14 protein-coding genes are annotated in these 14,404 nt (G+C 74.2%); 11 read left to right on the top strand and 3 right to left on the bottom strand.

Annotation, left to right across the window (positions count from 1 at the left end):
- Nucleotides 1-19: 19 nt before the first annotated feature.
- Entirely contained in the window at nucleotides 20-190 is a 171-nt protein-coding gene (locus ACZ34W_RS19495; protein WP_329485246.1) for a hydrophobic protein, read from the bottom strand.
- Between the two features lie 250 nt (nucleotides 191-440).
- Between ACZ34W_RS19495 and ACZ34W_RS19500 the strand changes: the two genes are divergently transcribed.
- Nucleotides 441-752 carry a DUF4193 domain-containing protein gene (locus ACZ34W_RS19500; RefSeq protein WP_465605682.1) on the top strand — a complete coding sequence of 104 codons (312 nt, stop codon included), beginning with the start codon at nucleotides 441-443 and terminating at the stop codon, nucleotides 750-752.
- A gap of 16 nt (nucleotides 753-768) precedes the next feature.
- On the opposite strand, the gene ACZ34W_RS19505 is transcribed toward ACZ34W_RS19500, so the two are convergent.
- Together ACZ34W_RS19505 and ACZ34W_RS19510 are read right to left on the bottom strand one after the other, a co-directional pair.
- Nucleotides 769-1,197: a hypothetical protein gene (locus ACZ34W_RS19505; RefSeq protein WP_465605684.1), complete on the bottom strand. Its 429-nt coding sequence runs from the start codon at nucleotides 1,195-1,197 to the stop codon at nucleotides 769-771.
- A gap of 540 nt (nucleotides 1,198-1,737) precedes the next feature.
- The gene (locus ACZ34W_RS19510; RefSeq protein WP_465605843.1) at nucleotides 1,738-2,646 is read right to left on the bottom strand and encodes a GlxA family transcriptional regulator; all 909 of its coding nucleotides are present in this window, start codon (nucleotides 2,644-2,646) and stop codon (nucleotides 1,738-1,740) included.
- Nucleotides 2,647-2,787: 141 nt separating this feature from the next.
- Here ACZ34W_RS19510 and ACZ34W_RS19515 point away from each other — a divergent pair, with 141 nt between their 5' ends.
- The 10 genes from ACZ34W_RS19515 to ACZ34W_RS19560 all read left to right on the top strand — a co-directional run bounded on the left by ACZ34W_RS19515 (nucleotide 2,788) and on the right by ACZ34W_RS19560 (nucleotide 14,384).
- Nucleotides 2,788-3,381 carry an MBL fold metallo-hydrolase gene (locus tag ACZ34W_RS19515; protein ID WP_465605686.1) on the top strand — a complete coding sequence of 198 codons (594 nt, stop codon included), beginning with the start codon at nucleotides 2,788-2,790 and terminating at the stop codon, nucleotides 3,379-3,381.
- A gap of 1,614 nt (nucleotides 3,382-4,995) precedes the next feature.
- Nucleotides 4,996-6,372 (top strand): nitroreductase family protein, encoded by a 1,377-nt coding sequence (locus ACZ34W_RS19520; RefSeq protein WP_465605688.1) that lies wholly within the window; start codon nucleotides 4,996-4,998, stop codon nucleotides 6,370-6,372.
- Entirely contained in the window at nucleotides 6,353-7,819 is a 1,467-nt protein-coding gene (locus ACZ34W_RS19525) for a class I adenylate-forming enzyme family protein (protein WP_465605690.1), read from the top strand. Before ACZ34W_RS19520 ends, ACZ34W_RS19525 begins: the two co-directional genes overlap by 20 nt.
- Before the next feature lie 27 nt (nucleotides 7,820-7,846).
- Entirely contained in the window at nucleotides 7,847-8,110 is a 264-nt protein-coding gene (locus ACZ34W_RS19530) for a hypothetical protein (protein WP_329485254.1), read from the top strand.
- Nucleotides 8,103-8,822 (top strand): dihydrodipicolinate reductase C-terminal domain-containing protein, encoded by a 720-nt coding sequence (locus ACZ34W_RS19535; RefSeq protein ID WP_329485255.1) that lies wholly within the window; start codon nucleotides 8,103-8,105, stop codon nucleotides 8,820-8,822. Before ACZ34W_RS19530 ends, ACZ34W_RS19535 begins: the two co-directional genes overlap by 8 nt.
- A complete protein-coding gene (locus tag ACZ34W_RS19540; RefSeq protein ID WP_359806725.1) occupies nucleotides 8,819-9,568 on the top strand; it encodes a class II aldolase/adducin family protein in 750 nt (249 codons plus the stop codon). Before ACZ34W_RS19535 ends, ACZ34W_RS19540 begins: the two co-directional genes overlap by 4 nt.
- Nucleotides 9,569-9,657: 89 nt before the next feature.
- A complete protein-coding gene (locus tag ACZ34W_RS19545; protein WP_465605693.1) occupies nucleotides 9,658-10,926 on the top strand; it encodes an MFS transporter in 1,269 nt (422 codons plus the stop codon).
- Nucleotides 10,927-10,972: 46 nt separating this feature from the next.
- Complete coding sequence (locus ACZ34W_RS19550; protein ID WP_329485258.1) at nucleotides 10,973-12,424, top strand: condensation domain-containing protein; 1,452 nt, start codon at nucleotides 10,973-10,975, stop codon at nucleotides 12,422-12,424.
- Nucleotides 12,421-13,248, top strand: a complete 828-nt coding sequence (locus ACZ34W_RS19555; protein ID WP_465605695.1) for an HAD family hydrolase — start codon at nucleotides 12,421-12,423, stop codon at nucleotides 13,246-13,248. The genes ACZ34W_RS19550 and ACZ34W_RS19555 overlap by 4 nt, the downstream gene beginning before the upstream one ends.
- Nucleotides 13,245-14,384 (top strand): acyl-CoA dehydrogenase family protein, encoded by a 1,140-nt coding sequence (locus ACZ34W_RS19560; RefSeq protein WP_329485260.1) that lies wholly within the window; start codon nucleotides 13,245-13,247, stop codon nucleotides 14,382-14,384. Before ACZ34W_RS19555 ends, ACZ34W_RS19560 begins: the two co-directional genes overlap by 4 nt.
- Nucleotides 14,385-14,404 lie beyond the last annotated feature (20 nt).

Below are 14,404 nucleotides of genomic sequence, written 5' to 3' on the forward strand. Positions count from 1 at the left end.
CGGATCCTGAGGGCGTGACCTACCAGCGGTACCACCGGTGGCGCCGGCCCGAGGAGTGCGTACCACGGGCCACGAAGCCCACCAGCCACAGCACCAGTACGGCGATCGCCACCCACCAGAGAATCTTCAGTGCGAACCCGGCGCCGAACAGGAGCAGAGCGAGCAGGAGAACGAGAAGAAGGGGAACCATCGGAACCTCCGCAGTCGGTGTCGAGCACCCGACTGCCCCGGGGGCCGCTCGCCTATTCGTACGAATCTTTCCGGCGGCCCGGGGCAAGGGCCTCGCTTGTTCGGCGGCGGCGGGCCGTCGGCGACCGTCGCGGACGCCCCGCTCGCCGACCCCGCCTGCGTGATCGGCGGGCGCGGGGGACAGTGGTCCGAGGCGTGACGATCCGGTCCGCCCCCGCGCGTACCGGATCCCTCCGACGGAAGGTGCAGCAGTGGCAACCGACTACGACGCCCCGCGTACGAACAGCGACGACGAGGAGGTCGACAGCGTCGAGGAGTTGAAGAGGCAGCGTGCCGAGCGTTCCGGCGGGGCGCCGGACGTGGACGTGGCGGAGGAGGCGGAGTCCGTGGAGCTGCCGGGCGCCGACCTCTCCGGGGAGGAGCTCACCGTCCAGGTGGTGCCCGTCCAGGGGGACGAGTTCACCTGCGCGCGGTGCTTCATGGTGCACCACCGCAGCCGCTTCTCCCGTGAGGAGGACGGGCAACCGGTCTGCCGGGACTGCGTGCCCGCCCCCGGCGACTGACCGGGCGGGCGGCCCGCTAGGTGCACCAGAAGAGGAACGGCGTGCAGGTGGGCGTCGGCTTCGCGGTGACGGTGGCCGAGGGGTGCGGAGCGGCCGTCGAGGGCTGCGGGGCGGTGGGCGGGGCCGTGCTCGAAGCGGCCGGGACGGGAGGCGGCGACTCCGGGGCACGACTGCTCGTCGGCGCGGCCGGGGCGGTGCTCCTGGTGGCCGGGGCGGTGGCGGAGGCGGTACGGCTGGCGCCGGTGCGCTGTGTGGTCGGCGCGGCCGGGACCGTGGTCACGCCCGTCGCGGTGGGGGGCTCGGCGGAGGTCGGGGCACTCGGCGTGGGCGTCGCGACCGGCCCGCCCGCGGCCGGCGCGGGCGAGGCGCCCTCACTGCCGTTCGCGGCGAGGGCCGCGACACCGAGCCCCGCGACTGCCAGGCCGACGACGGAGAGCGCGAGCACGCCGGCCCGCCGCGCCGGCCGGCGCCCGGAACGCCGGGACCGGGCCGGTGCGGCGGACCGGCCGGCCGCCGGAGGCGGGGGAACAGCGGGCGGTGGCACGGCGGCCGGTGCTCCCTGGGACAGCGTCAGAGTCGCGTCCGGCAGGGTCTCCCGGGTCGCCGCGGGGGCCCCGCAGCCGGGGCAGGTCATCGCGCCGTTCAGATGGCGGCGGCAGGGTGCGCAGTAGTCCATGTGGTCTTCCCGTGCTGCCGGGGTGGCCGGCCCACACCGGTCGTCGGCGGCTCCGCGCACGTCGTCGTACGCATGCGGAGCCTAGGCAGCCCGGCTGTGAGGGTTCCAGACCCAGCTGTGACGCTTCTGCGAAGATTGCGCACCCTCCGGAGCGGCGAGTCCCCGTACCCGCGGCCGGGATGGGAGGAGGGTCCGACAGCACGGCCGCCATCCGCGAACGCCCTCGTGCCCCGTAGGGCGCACGGCCGGACGTCCGCCGGGCGTGGGGCGACGGTGGACGTCGGGGGCCGGGGCGGACCTGCCGGGCCGTCACGGCGTGCCGGTGAAAGCGCGCCGGTAGGCGCGGGGCGGGACTCCCCGGCGCCGCACGAACTGTTCGCGCAGGACGGCGGCGCTACCGTAGCCGACCCGGCGGGCGATCTCCTCGACCGGCAGGTCGGTGGCTTCGAGGAGTTCCTCGGCCCGGCTCAGGCGCAGGTCCCGCAGCCAGGCGTGCGGGGTGGTGCCGGTCGCGGCGGTGAAGCGGCGGGCGAAGGAGCGCCTGCTCATCAGGGCGCGGCGGGCCAGTTCCGTGACGGGCAGGGGCTCGTGGAGGTGCTCGCGGGCCCAGCCGAGGACCTCGGCGAGCCGCTCGTCCTGACCGTTCCCGGGGACGGGCGCGGCCAGGTACTGGGCCTGCCCGCCGTCGCGGTGGGAGGGCAGCACCATGTCGCGGGCGACGGCGTTGGCCAGGGCGGCGCCGTACTCCCGCCTCAGCAGGTGGAGGCAGAGGTCGAAACCCGCGGCGGCTCCGGCACCCGTGACGACGTCTCCGTCGTCGATGTAGAGCGCGTCCGGGTCCACCGTGACGTCCGGGTAGCGGCCGGCGAGCAGGTCGGCGAACCGCCAGTGGGTGGTCGCCCGCCGGCCGGTGAGCAGTCCGGCGGCGGCGAGCGCGAACGTACCGACGCAGTGGGCCGCGACCACGGCGCCGCGCGCGTGCGCGGCCCGCAGCGCGTCGAGCACGGCGGGGGCGGGCGGTTCACGGAATCCGGCCCCGGGCAGCGCGATGAGCAGATCGGCGCCGGCGAACCGGTCCAGTCCGTGCGGGACGGCGAGCGGCACTCCGCAGTCCGTGGGCACCGGTCCGGGGCGGTCGGAGCAGAGGGCGAAGTCGAAACCGGGCACCGCCGCTCCGTGCGGACCGAACACCTCGGTGACGATGGCGACGGCGAGCATGCCCACGCCGGGCGGGACGTAGGCGGCGACGGTCCGGAAAGGCGGCACGCAGGCAGTGTCGCACAGGGTTGGCACGAATCCTGCGATCACCGGCAGACGTGCCACTCGTGAGCCGCCGTCAAGACCGGAAGGATCGAAGCCATGACAGACGCACCGCTCGGCCGCAGCGCCGCCTTCAAGGTCCTGACCACCGGATACGTGGGCTCCACCGGCCCCGGGGTCGCCGCCACCGTCTCCTACGTCTCCGACGCCGGACGGCACGTGATCTTCGACCCGGGCATGGTGGCGAGCCGTGACCACATCCTCGCCCCGCTCGCGGAACTGGGCCTCGGCCCCGACGACATCACCGACGTGGTGCTCAGCCACCACCACCCCGACAACACCATGAACGTGGGCCTCTTCGGCCGGGCCCGGGTGCACGACCACAAGGTCGAGTACCTGGGCGACCACTGGACCAACCGGGACGCCGAGGGCTACGAACTCACCCCGTCGCTGCGGCTGATCCGCACCCCGGGCCACAGCCCCGAGGACATCACCCTGCTGGCGGGCACGGACTCGGGCGTGGTGGCCTTCGCCGGCGACCTGTGGTGGCACGCCGACGGCCCGGCGGACGACCCGGTGGCCCCGGACCGCGAGGTGCTGCGCACCTCCCGGCTGCGGGTGCTGGCCGCGGCGGACCTGATCGTGCCCGGCCACGGCGGGCCCTTCGTGGCGGACGACACCACCCCGCGGTAGCGGTCCGGCCGGCCCGGTCGGGCGCCGCCCGGCGGAGTCCACCGGGACCCGGAACCGCCAGGACACGAGGACGCGTCCTCGCCCGTACGAACTGCGCCGATCCCAGGGGGCCGTCCGCACTCGCACGAGTGCGCATCACCACGACGGGCGGGCCGAGTCGTGGGGCCGGTGGTGCCGCGCCGCGCGACCGGGCCGCCCCGCCGCCCACGCCCACCGGCGTCGAACCCGAACGCGGCACAACGGCGAGCCGAACGCCGCGGAACGGGGAGCCGATCGCCGACGAAGGAAACCTCCGGCGCTTCGGCGGGCGTCATGGACCGGTCGGTGATGTCGGCGCGTTCCCCTTGCGGGAATGCGGGACGCGCCACCGGTTCCCGCGTGCGGACCGGCCGGGTTCGGCGCAATCCCGGCCGGTCCGACCCGAGGGCGCCCGCGGGGATCTCCAGCCCGCCCTCCTCGGCGCGGTCGCCCAGGTGGGCGCCCTGCTCGGCGGCGCTCCGGAGGTCCGTCGGCGGGGGTTCGGTTCCGCCGGCCCCGGCCTCGGAATCCGCTGGGCAGAGGCGGTCGGCCGACGAGTCGCCGGGCCGCTCGGAGCCGGTCCGGAATTCCCGGTCGGCGCCGACCGGACCCCGCGCCCGGGCGGCCCGTGACGATGGATCACCGGCGCCGTCGGGCACGTCTCGGAGCGGGCGGACGCGCGGCGTTCCGACCGGTACCGATTCCCCGCGACCAGGGAATCCGGCCGACGCCGGATATCGCCCGTTCCGGCGAACACCGGAAATTCCTCGGACATACTTCGCGCCGGTTCGCCCAGGGCATTTGACGGATTCTCGGCCGAGGCCGAGGACATTCCGTCCGGCTCCGTTCCGGATCGAATCACCGTCGGGCCGGTCCGCTGATACCTGTCCCGCGGCATCGGCCGGGGCAGCGCGGACCGACCGGTCTGCGCCGGCCCGGCGTCCGGCCGGCGGGGCGGACACCCGGGGGCGGACACGCGGGCCGTCAAGCGACCGCGCGGGTGGGTCTCCGCCACCGCCGGGAGCGAGCGCTCCGGCCGGCGCCGGTCGCGCCGCCCGGGACGGGGGGCTTGGGTCCAATGTCGGTATTGTCCGCGAACCAACGTCTGCGACAAGCGATTTGAGTAACCGCCAGCTCTGCGCCACGGTCACTTTCGGCAGGTCGCGACCGTCCCGCCGGGCGCCGCCGAACAGTCCCTCGATGGTCTACGCCAATCCTTGACAGCGCTCACGTGGGTGCCACAGGATGATCGCCAGCCGCCGCTTACCCAGGGCGCGGAACAGGTGATTCATCCACTTCACACAGGCCGTTCACGGGGGACGGGCTGTCGACGCCCGCAATGACGCGGGCGGCACAGTCATGTCGAAGTCTGTACACAGTTCCCTGTAGCCGCCGCATGCCATCTGCCGAACTGGCCGGGGGGCTTTCGCCTGCCCTCTCGCAGGCCCGGTCGGCCGTGCCACCAGACGAGATGAGGTTTCGTCAGACGTGCAAGGCAATGCAGACACATCAGCCATACCCGCCGTACGAGCAGTACCCCTCGCCCGTAGACCCGAGCACGCGCCGCCGGACTTCGAAGCCGACATGTGGGCCCGGATGGCCCTGCCCGCGGCACCGTCCGAGTCGCCCGCCGAGCCGGCCGCGGCTCCGGGCCTCAGGCTCGCGCTGTCCCTGCTGGAGGAAGGCGCGCTGACCAGCCGGGCCGACCGTTCCCGCAGGTCGCACGGGGCTCGGGCGGTCCCGTCCGCCGGGGCCGTGTACCCCTACGAGTTCGCCGTCCTCACCATGGAGAACGGCGCGCCGGCCGCCTTCCGGGTCGACGCCGACCGCCGGACCTGCACCCGGCTGGCCACCGGGGACGTCGCCGGAGCACTGCACGCCTCGACGCTGGCGATCCCCGGAGACGGCGGCGCGGTCATCGTCACCCTCACCCGGCCCTGGTTGTCGATGCGCAAGTACGGCGACCGCGGCTACCTGTACACCCAGCTCGACGCCGGGCACGCCGCCGGGAACCTGCTGCTGGCCACCACCGGCCGGGGCGCGCCGGGGACGCTGCGGCTGCGCTTCCCCCGGTTACCCCTCTCGGACCTGCTGGAGGCGGGCGAGAACTGCCGGGAGGTGCACTCCGCGCTCCTGGTACCGGCGGCCGAGGCCGACGACGCCTGGACCCGCTGGACGGTGCACGACGGCGCCGCCCGGGACGGACACGCGCCCACCTGGCGGTCCTGGCTGGAGCAGACCTGCTGGGACTCCCTCTCCGCGCGGGCGGAGCACCCCGGGACGGACGGCGCACCCGACGCCCTCGCCCCCCTCGCGGACCTGCGCGACCGCGGGCGGCCAGGCGGTGGCCAGCCCGGTCTGGGCGATCCGTCCGAGTGGCCGAAGCTGCTCGCCACGCGGGCCTCCAGCAAGGCGTTCGTTCCCGGTACCGTCCCCGCGGCCGACGTCTGGCAGGCCGTCTCGGCCCTCTCCACGCCGGTGCGGACGGACCTGCCGGCCGCCTCGCCGATGGGCGCCACCCTGGTCCTGCGGTCGGCCGAGGAACCGGGGCAGAACGCCGTGCACCCGTTGACCGGCGAGGGCGCGCGGCGCACCGACCGGCTGCCCTCCGCCGACGAGGTGGTGCGCGCCTGCATGCAGCAGCGCACCCTCGCCGGTGCCGCCGCCGTGGTGCTGCTCCACGCACCGCGCACCGCGCTCACCGACAGCGCCGGCGACTCGGCCGCCGGCGCCGAGGACCTCCGCGAGCTGGCCTTCCGCTGCGGCGCCCTGGGGCAGCTGCTCTATCTGGGAGCGAACCGCGCCCGGATCGGCGTGACCGGCGTCGGCGGGTTCGACGCGGCGCTCTGGCACACCCTGGCCGGGCTGCCGGAGAGCGACGAGATCCTCTACGTCCTGATGCTCGGCCGTCCGGACGACTCCGGCGTCAAGCTCGACCGGCTCGCCACCGCCCATGCCCAGAACGAGCGGTGAGGCCACGATGAACGCCGTCCTTCCCCACGCCTTCACGGACGCCCTCGCCCGCCACGGCGACCGCGTGGCGGTCACCGACCCCGACGCGTCGCTCAGCTACGCCGAACTGGCCGACCGGGCCCGGGCCGCCGCCGCCCGCCTCGCCCCGTACGGCGTGGCCGGCGACCGACTGCGGATCGGCCTGTACGCCACCAACTCCACCGACTACGTGGTGGGTTACCTGGCGGCACTGTTCGCCGGCGCGGTCCCCTTCCTGGCCGACTCGGCCTTCGGACCGTTCGAGCTGTCCCGGATCGCCGAGGACTGCGGGCTGGACCTGCTGATCCACGCGCCGGACGCCGACGTCGAGCAGGTCACCGCGGAAGTCCTCACGGCCGGAGGCGAGTTCGGCGCCCTCACGGTCAGCCGGGTGCGCCGCTCCGCCACCCCTCCCCCGCCGCTGCTGCCCGGCACCGAGGTGTGCCGCTTCACCTCCGGCTCCACCGGCCGGCCCAACTGCATCGAGTTCTCCGGCACGGCCGTGCTCGCGGCGGCCCGCAACTGGGCCGAGGGCACCGGGCTCTCGGCCCAGGACCGGATCGCCTGCCTGGCCGCGCTCTCCAACGGCCTGGCCTTCAACACCTCGCTGCTGGCGGCCTTCCTGCCCGGTGCCTCGCTGCACCTGTCACGCGGCCTGCCGACCGCCTCCCGGATCGTGCGGCTGCTGGAGAGCACCGGCGCCACCCGCCTGGTGGCGTTCCCGGCGCTGTACGAGTCGATCGTGCGGCGCTCCTCGACCGGGGGCTTCACGGGTGTCCGGGCCGCGATCTCCTCCGGCGCCCCGCTGCGCGACAGCGTCCGCGAGGAGTTCACCCGGCTCACCGGCGTACCGGTCCACAACTACTACGGCGTGGCCGAGGCCGGGCCCCTGACCTACGCGGCCGACGGTGACGGCACCGGGCTCGGCACCGCGCTGCCCGGCGTGGAACTGATCGCCGACGAGCAGGGCGTCCGGGTCCGGAGCGAGTCCATGGGCTCGCGCTACCTCAACGCGCCCGGCGTCTTCGAGGAGCGGATCGACGCCGAGGGCCGCTACCTCACCGGCGACCAGGGCCACCTGGTCGACGGCGTGCTCCACCTGACCGGGCGCACCGGGCGGCTGGTCAACGTCGGCGGGCGCAAGATCGACCCGATCGAGGTCGCCGAGGTGCTGCGCGAGGCCGCCGGGGTGCTGGACGCGGTCGCCTTCGAGGCCGAGAGCCGGCACGGCGAGCCGATCCTGGCCGCCGTCGTCGCCGTCGGGCCCGGTCCGACCGCGCAGTCCCTGCGCAGCCACTGCTCGGCGGTGCTGCCCTCCTTCAAGGTGCCCTCGGTCCTCCACCTGGTGGACCGGATCCCGGTGAACTCGATCGGCAAGCCTTCCGTCGAGCGCCTGCGGCGGCTGCTCGCCGACGCCCAGAGCAACTGAGCCCCTCCCCCAGCCCAGGAGAACCCCATGGACAACAGCTCCCTCCACACCAAGATCCTCGACCTCGCGGTCGCGGCCGGCGACGGCAGCTTCACCGCCCGCGAGCTCGCCGAGGCCGGCTACTCGCTGCGCGCGGTCAGCTTCTCCTCGCTCTCCTACATGCGCCTGATCGACAGCATCGAGAACGACCTCGGCGTCTACCTGGACCCGGAGGTCGACGCCGAGCACTACGAGACCATCGACAGCGTCGCGGCGCTGGTGGTCGCCAGCGGTGTCGGCGCCGATGCCTGAGGCACCCGCGACCGGCGGCCCCACCCTGGGCGTCGTCGGTCGCGGGCGGCTCGGCGCGGCGCTGCTGGCGGCCTGCCGGGCGGACGGCACGCGGGTTTCGCTGACCGCCTCCCGCGGCGGCGGCTGGCAGGTCGACGCCGTGCCCGACGTCCTCGTGGACGCCAGCGCGCCCGACGCGCACCCGGACGTGCTCGACTACTGCGCGGCGCACCGGGTGCCGCTCGTCGCCTGCGTCTCCAACCTGACGGACGCCCAGTGGACGTCCCTGGCGGAGCTGGCGACGGTGGTCCCGGTGGTCCGGGCCACCAACCTCTCCTTCGCCCACTACCTCCAGCTGCGCATCGCCGAGTTCACCGCGGCCCTCACCCGGGGTCCGCTCGGCGCGGCCACCACCACCGTCCGGGAGCGGCACCCGATCGGCAAGGCGCACCGGCCGAGCGCCACCGCCGTGGTCCTGGCCCGGGCCTGGGCCGGCGCGAGCGGCCGGGAGGTGGCCGACATCGCCGACGAGCGAGCCGGACTCCCCGTCAGCGAACACGAGTTGACCCACACCTGGGACGGCGAGTCGCTGCACGTACGGCACCACGTCGGCAGCTGGGCGGTGCCGGCCAGGGGTGCGCTGACGGCCGCCGACTGGGCCCGCACCGCGCCTCCCGGCCTGGTCACCATGCGGACCGTCTACGACGACCTGACAGCAAGGAGCACGCCATGACCACCGCAGAGGGGCGGCCGCTGAGCCCCGCCGAACGCCGGCTCGTGCTCCAGGTCGCGGTCGGCGCGCGGATGCTCTCCCTCGACGGGCACGACGACTTCAACCAGGGCCAGATCTCGGCCCGGATCCCCGGCCGGGACGAGTTCTTCATCAAGGGCGCCCTGGTCGGCTTCGACGAGGCCGCCCCCGCCGACGTGGTCCGCTGCCCGGTCGACCACACGCTGCCCGCCCCGCCACTGGCGCCCCCGGAGCTGCCGCTCCACCAGGCGATCTACCGGGCGCGCCCGGACGTCAACGGCATCGTGCACAGCCATGCGCCGTACACCCTGCTGTTCGGGGCCACCGACCTGCCGATGCGCCCGATCTCGCACGACGGCGCGTACTTCCGGGACCGGATCGGGCTGTTCACCGAGACCAGCAACACCGTCCTGGACATCGAGACCGGTGACCACATCGCCAAGGACCTCGACGACCACCCGGCCGTCCTGCTCCGGAACCACGGTGGCGTGATCGTCGGCAAGAGCGTGCGGCACGCCGCCGTCTTCGCCCAGGTGCTGGAGCGCGCCTGCCGGCTCCAGCTGACCGCCGAGGGCACCGGCGTCCCGTACGCCTGGTCCACCGAGCAGGACGTGGCCGCCAAGCAGGACTTCATCTACGCCGACCTCTCCGTCCGCTCGTACTGGGACTACGCCGTCCGCCGGGTCGGCCGGCACTGGCCCGAGACCGCCGACTGGGCCCGCGGCTGACCCGCGGGCCCGGCCCGCCACGGGCCGCCCCTCGGGGCGGCCGGAGATCCCCCCACCACCCCCGCAGACACGCACAGAGCCGGAGCGCCATGCCGACCTTGACCACCACCACCGACCCGCCGCGCCACCACCGCGCCCGGGTGCAGCGACGGACCGTCCGGACGCTCGTCGTCGCCGAGGTGATCAGCGGCAGCGGCATCGCCACGGGCTTCGCCGTCACCAGCCTGCTGGCCGAGGACCTCGGCGGGAGCGCCACCCTCGCCGGCCTGTCGCAGACCGCGGCGACGCTCGGCGGCGCGGCCGCGGTGGGGGCGATCGCGGCGATCACCCACGTCCGGGGGCGCCGGCCCGGGCTGGCCACCGGCTACCTGGCCGCCACGGTGGGCGCGGTGGCCTGCGTGGTGGCCGCCGTGGCGCGCAGCTTCCCGCTGTTCCTGGTCGGCATGGTGCTCTACGGCGCCGCCGGGGCGACCGGCCTGCAGGCCCGCTTCGCCGCCGCCGACCTGGCCGAACCGCAGCACCGGGGCCGGGCGATGTCGCTCGTGCTCACCACCACCGTGGTCGGCGCCGTGATCGGCCCCAACCTCACCGGGCCCGGCGCGGCGATCGCCGAACACCTGGGCCTGCCGCCGCTCTCCGGCACCTACCTGTTCGCGGTCGTCGGCTTCGCGATCGCGTTCACCGCGATCGCCGTCCTGCTGCGCCCCGACCCGCTGCTGCTGGCCCGCGGGCAGGACGAGGCCGGGGAACGGGAGAAGCCGCCGCCGCTGCGCACCATGCTGAAGGCGCTGCGCGGCAACCGGCCGGCCGTGCTGGCGATCCTCAGCATCGTCGCCGGACACCTGGTGATGATCGCCGTGATGTCGATGACCGGCATCCACATGCACCACGCCGGTACCGGCCTGGGCGTGATCGGCATGGTGCTCAGCGGCCACCTGGCCGGGATGTACGGCTTCTCCACCCTGTTCGGCTGGGCCGTGGACCGCTTCCGGAGCACCCCGGTGCTCTACGGGGGCACCGCCGCGATGCTGCTGTCGCTGTGGCTCTGCGGCACCGCCGACGGCGACGACGTCGTCCAGCTCTCCATCGCGCTGGCGCTGCTGGGGCTCTCCTGGTCGGCGGTGCTGGTGGCGGCCTCGGTCCTGCTCTCCGAGAGCGTGCCGGTCACCGAACTCCCGGCCGCCCAGGGGTTCTCCGACATGGCGATGAACCTGGCCGCGGCCGCGGGCGCCGCACTGTCCGGCGTCATCCTGGAACGCCTCGGCTTCGCCACCCTGAGCGCGCTGTCCGCGATCGTCCTGCTGCTGCCGCTGCTCGCCCACCCCGCGCTGCACCCGAAGTCCGACCGATCCGCCTGACTCCCCGGCCGCCCCGGGCCTCTCCCTGCGAACGGACCGCCACACCATGACGATCCCCACCACCGTCCACGTCACCCGGCCGGAACCCAACACCTCCACCGAGGTCCGCCCCGCCACCCGGGGCGCGGCCGTCCCGGCCACCCACACCCAGCGGGAGCGCCTGCTCTGGGGCCGGCACGTGCACCAGGTGAACAACAACATCGCGCTCGGCCTGCGCTTCGACGGGCCGCTCGACGTCGCCCTGCTGGAGCGCAGTCTGAACCTGCTGGCCGAGCGCCACGAGACCCTGCGCACCGTCTTCCCCGAGGTGGACGAGGCGGCCGGGGAGGAGCACGTGATGCTGCTGCTCCCGCCGGAGCCGCGCGCCCTACCCGTCCTGGAGGCGCCCGACGAGCCGGCGCAGACCCGCCTGCCGCGCGTGCTGGCCCTGCTCGCCGAGCACGCCAACCAGCCCTTCGACCTGGCCGCCGGACCGCTGTTCCGCCCCGTGCTCGGCCGGGTGAGCGAGAGCCTGCACGTGCTCTCGATGACCACCGACCACATCGTCTTCGACGCCTGGTCGGCCCGGATCATGATCAACGATCTGCTGACCATCTACGCCACCGAGCAGGGCGACGCCGTCCCCGCGCTCCCCGAACTCGGCGTCCAGTTCCCCGACTTCGCGCTCTGGCAGCACGGCCACCTGGACGGCGTCCAGCTGGAGCGCCAGCTCGGCTACTGGCGCAAGCAGCTCGACGGCATCACCCCGATCCCCGCCTCCGGCCTGGCCGACCCGCAGGCGCCGACCGGCGCCGAGCCGGGCGTGACCAAACTGCTCGAACCGATCGGACCGGAACTGAGCGCCACCGTCGAGGAGTTCGCCGCCCAGGAGCGGGTGACCTCGGCCGTGGTGGTCTCCGCGGCGCTCAAGGCGGCCATGTGGCGGCTGCGCCTGGAGACGGTGGGCGAGGACGCCGCCGGCGACGTGGCGACCTTCGGTTCGCTCGCCAACCGGACCCGGCCGGAGACCGACGCGATGGTCGGCTACGTGGCCACCCCGGCCACCTTCCGCACCCGCTTCACCGGCGCGACGCCGTTCGGCGAACTCGTCCGCCTGGAGGCGCAGACGCTGTTCAACGCGATGCGCCACCAGCGGATCCCGTTCTCGCTGATCAGCCGGGAACTCGCCCCCGAGCAGTACGGCATCCGCTTCCGCGAGCCCGGCAGCGTGCCGATCTACCTCAACTTCGACATGGACATGGTGGAGGACGAGCGCGAGCCGCTGCTCCAGCCCACCGGCCTCGGCGTGCAGCCGATCGGCATCCCGATGCCCGAAGTCCCGCGCGGCGGCCTGCGGGTCATCGGCTACCAGCGCAAGGACGGCATCGCGCTCGAACTCCGCTACCGCCACGACCTCTACGGCCGCGACTGGTCCACGCGCTTCGTCCGCCTGATCCACGCGTTCCTGCAGCACGGCGTGGACGCGCCCGGCACCCCGATCGAGGAGCTCCCCGCATGACCGCCACCCACGACCTGCCCCGACTGATCGCCGTCGACCTCGACGGCACCCTGCTGCGCCCCGACTACTCGGTCGCCCCGCGGACCCGCCGCGCCGTCGCCCTGGCCCACGAGCAGGGCATCGAGACGGTCTTCGTGACCGTCCGCCACGCCGCCGCCATCGAGTACATCGTCGAGGCCCTGGACCTGACCGGCGAGGCGATCTGCTGCGGCGGCGCCGCACTCTGGCAGGTGCCGTCGATGGAGCTGACCGAGGCGTCCACGATCGACGCCGCGACCGCGCGCGAGACGGCCGCCCGGCTGAAGCGGGCGCTGCCGGACGCCAGGATCGGCTGGATGCTGGCGGACCGCCGGGTCGGCTACGCACCCGACTACCCCGAGCCGCTGCTGATCGGCGAGTCCTACCGCGCCGACCCCGGGACCATCGACGTCCCGGTGCTCAAGCTCTTCGCCGTCACACCCCGGCTGCGCGAGATCGACACCGCGGAGGTCGAGGAGATCCTCGGCGGGCTGGTCACCGTCTCCCACCACCACAGCGGTGTGGTCGACCTGGTCGCCCACGGGGTGAGCAAGATCGCCGCGCTGGAGAAGCTCTGCGCCGGGCGCGGCATCGCCCCCTCGGAGGTGATCGCCTTCGGCGACGCCCGGACCGACCTGGACATGATCCGCTGGGCCGGCCGCGGGGTGTTCATGGCGAACGCCGACCCCGCCCTGCACGCCGAGGCCGACCTGATCGCGCCCTCCAACGAGGAGGACGGCGTCGCCGTCGTCCTGGAGAACCTGCTGCGGTCGCAGCACCCGACGCTCACCGAGGTGGCCCGATGAAGGTCCAGCGCATCCTGCCCACCGAGGAGGCCGCCGACCTGCTCGACCTGGTCCGGGACCTCACCGCCAACGAACTCGCCCCGAGGGTCGCCGAGTTCGAGGCCAACCACGAGTTCCCCCGGGAGGTCGTGCGCACCCTCGGCAAGGCCGGACTGCTGAGCCTGCCCTACCCCGAGGAGTACGGCGGCGGCGGGCAGCCGTACGAGGTCTACCTCCAGGCGCTGGAGGAGGTCGCCTACCACTGGCTCGCCGTGGCCGAGTCGGTCAACGTGCACAACCTCGCCTGCTTCGGCACCGCCACCTACGGCACCCGGGCCCAGCGCGAGGAACTGCTGCCCGCCATGCTCGGCGGCGAACTCCTCGGCGCCTACTGCCTGTCCGAGCCGGAGGCCGGGTCGGACGCGGCCTCGCTCACCACCAAGGCGGTCAAGGAGGACGGCGGGTACCGGATCTCGGGGACCAAGTCCTGGGTCACCCACGCCGGTTACGCGGACTTCTACAACGTGTTCAGCCGGACCGGCGGGCCGGGCGCCCGCGGCCTCTCCTGCCTGGTGGTACCCGGCGGCACACCCGGCATGGTGGTGCACGAGCGGGAGAAGAAGCTCGGCGTCTGGTCCTCCCCCACCGCCCAGATCGGCTTCGACTCCGTCCAGGTCCCCGCGGACCGGCTGATCGGCCGCGAGGGCAAGGGCTTCCTGATCGCGATGGGCGCGCTGGACTGCGGCCGGCTCGGCATCGCCGCCTGCGCGGTCGGCCTCGCCCAGGCCGCCGTCGACTACGCGGTGCGTTACGCCAAGGAGCGCCGGCAGTTCGGCGAGCGGATCATCTCCTTCCAGGGCATCGGCTTCATGCTGGCCGACATGGCCACCCAGGTCGCCGCCGCACGGGCGCTCACCCTGGCGGCCGCCCGCCTCAAGGACGCCGGCCTGCCCTACTCGCTGGAGGCGGCCAAGGCGAAGCTCTTCGCCACCGACATGGCGATGAAGGTGACCACCGACGCCGTCCAGGTGCTCGGCGGCGCGGGCTACGTGGCCGACCACCCGGTGGAGCGCTGGATGCGTGAGGCCAAGCTGCTGCAGATCGTCGAGGGGACCAACCAGATCCAGCGGCTGGTCATCGCCCAGGGCCTGGCCTGACACCGCGGTGTGGTGCGCCC

The sequence above is a fragment of the Kitasatospora sp. NPDC022856 genome (assembly GCF_055561235.1).

Excerpts from the sequence above, each read along its gene's own strand:
- ACZ34W_RS19520 (WP_465605688.1), top strand. The coding sequence starts at position 4,996 with ATGGCCCTGCCCGCGGCACCGTCCGAGTCGCCCGCCGAGCCGGCCGCG.
- ACZ34W_RS19510 (WP_465605843.1), bottom strand. The coding sequence starts at position 2,646 with ATGCTCGCCGTCGCCATCGTCACCGAGGTGTTCGGTCCGCACGGAGCG.
- ACZ34W_RS19540 (WP_359806725.1), top strand. The coding sequence starts at position 8,819 with ATGACCACCGCAGAGGGGCGGCCGCTGAGCCCCGCCGAACGCCGGCTC.
- ACZ34W_RS19515 (WP_465605686.1), top strand. The coding sequence starts at position 2,788 with ATGACAGACGCACCGCTCGGCCGCAGCGCCGCCTTCAAGGTCCTGACC.
- ACZ34W_RS19545 (WP_465605693.1), top strand. The coding sequence starts at position 9,658 with ATGCCGACCTTGACCACCACCACCGACCCGCCGCGCCACCACCGCGCC.
- ACZ34W_RS19555 (WP_465605695.1), top strand. The coding sequence starts at position 12,421 with ATGACCGCCACCCACGACCTGCCCCGACTGATCGCCGTCGACCTCGAC.
- ACZ34W_RS19525 (WP_465605690.1), top strand. The coding sequence starts at position 6,353 with ATGCCCAGAACGAGCGGTGAGGCCACGATGAACGCCGTCCTTCCCCAC.
- ACZ34W_RS19530 (WP_329485254.1), top strand. The coding sequence starts at position 7,847 with ATGGACAACAGCTCCCTCCACACCAAGATCCTCGACCTCGCGGTCGCG.
- ACZ34W_RS19560 (WP_329485260.1), top strand. The coding sequence starts at position 13,245 with ATGAAGGTCCAGCGCATCCTGCCCACCGAGGAGGCCGCCGACCTGCTC.
- ACZ34W_RS19495 (WP_329485246.1), bottom strand. The coding sequence starts at position 190 with ATGGTTCCCCTTCTTCTCGTTCTCCTGCTCGCTCTGCTCCTGTTCGGC.
- ACZ34W_RS19535 (WP_329485255.1), top strand. The coding sequence starts at position 8,103 with ATGCCTGAGGCACCCGCGACCGGCGGCCCCACCCTGGGCGTCGTCGGT.
- ACZ34W_RS19550 (WP_329485258.1), top strand. The coding sequence starts at position 10,973 with ATGACGATCCCCACCACCGTCCACGTCACCCGGCCGGAACCCAACACC.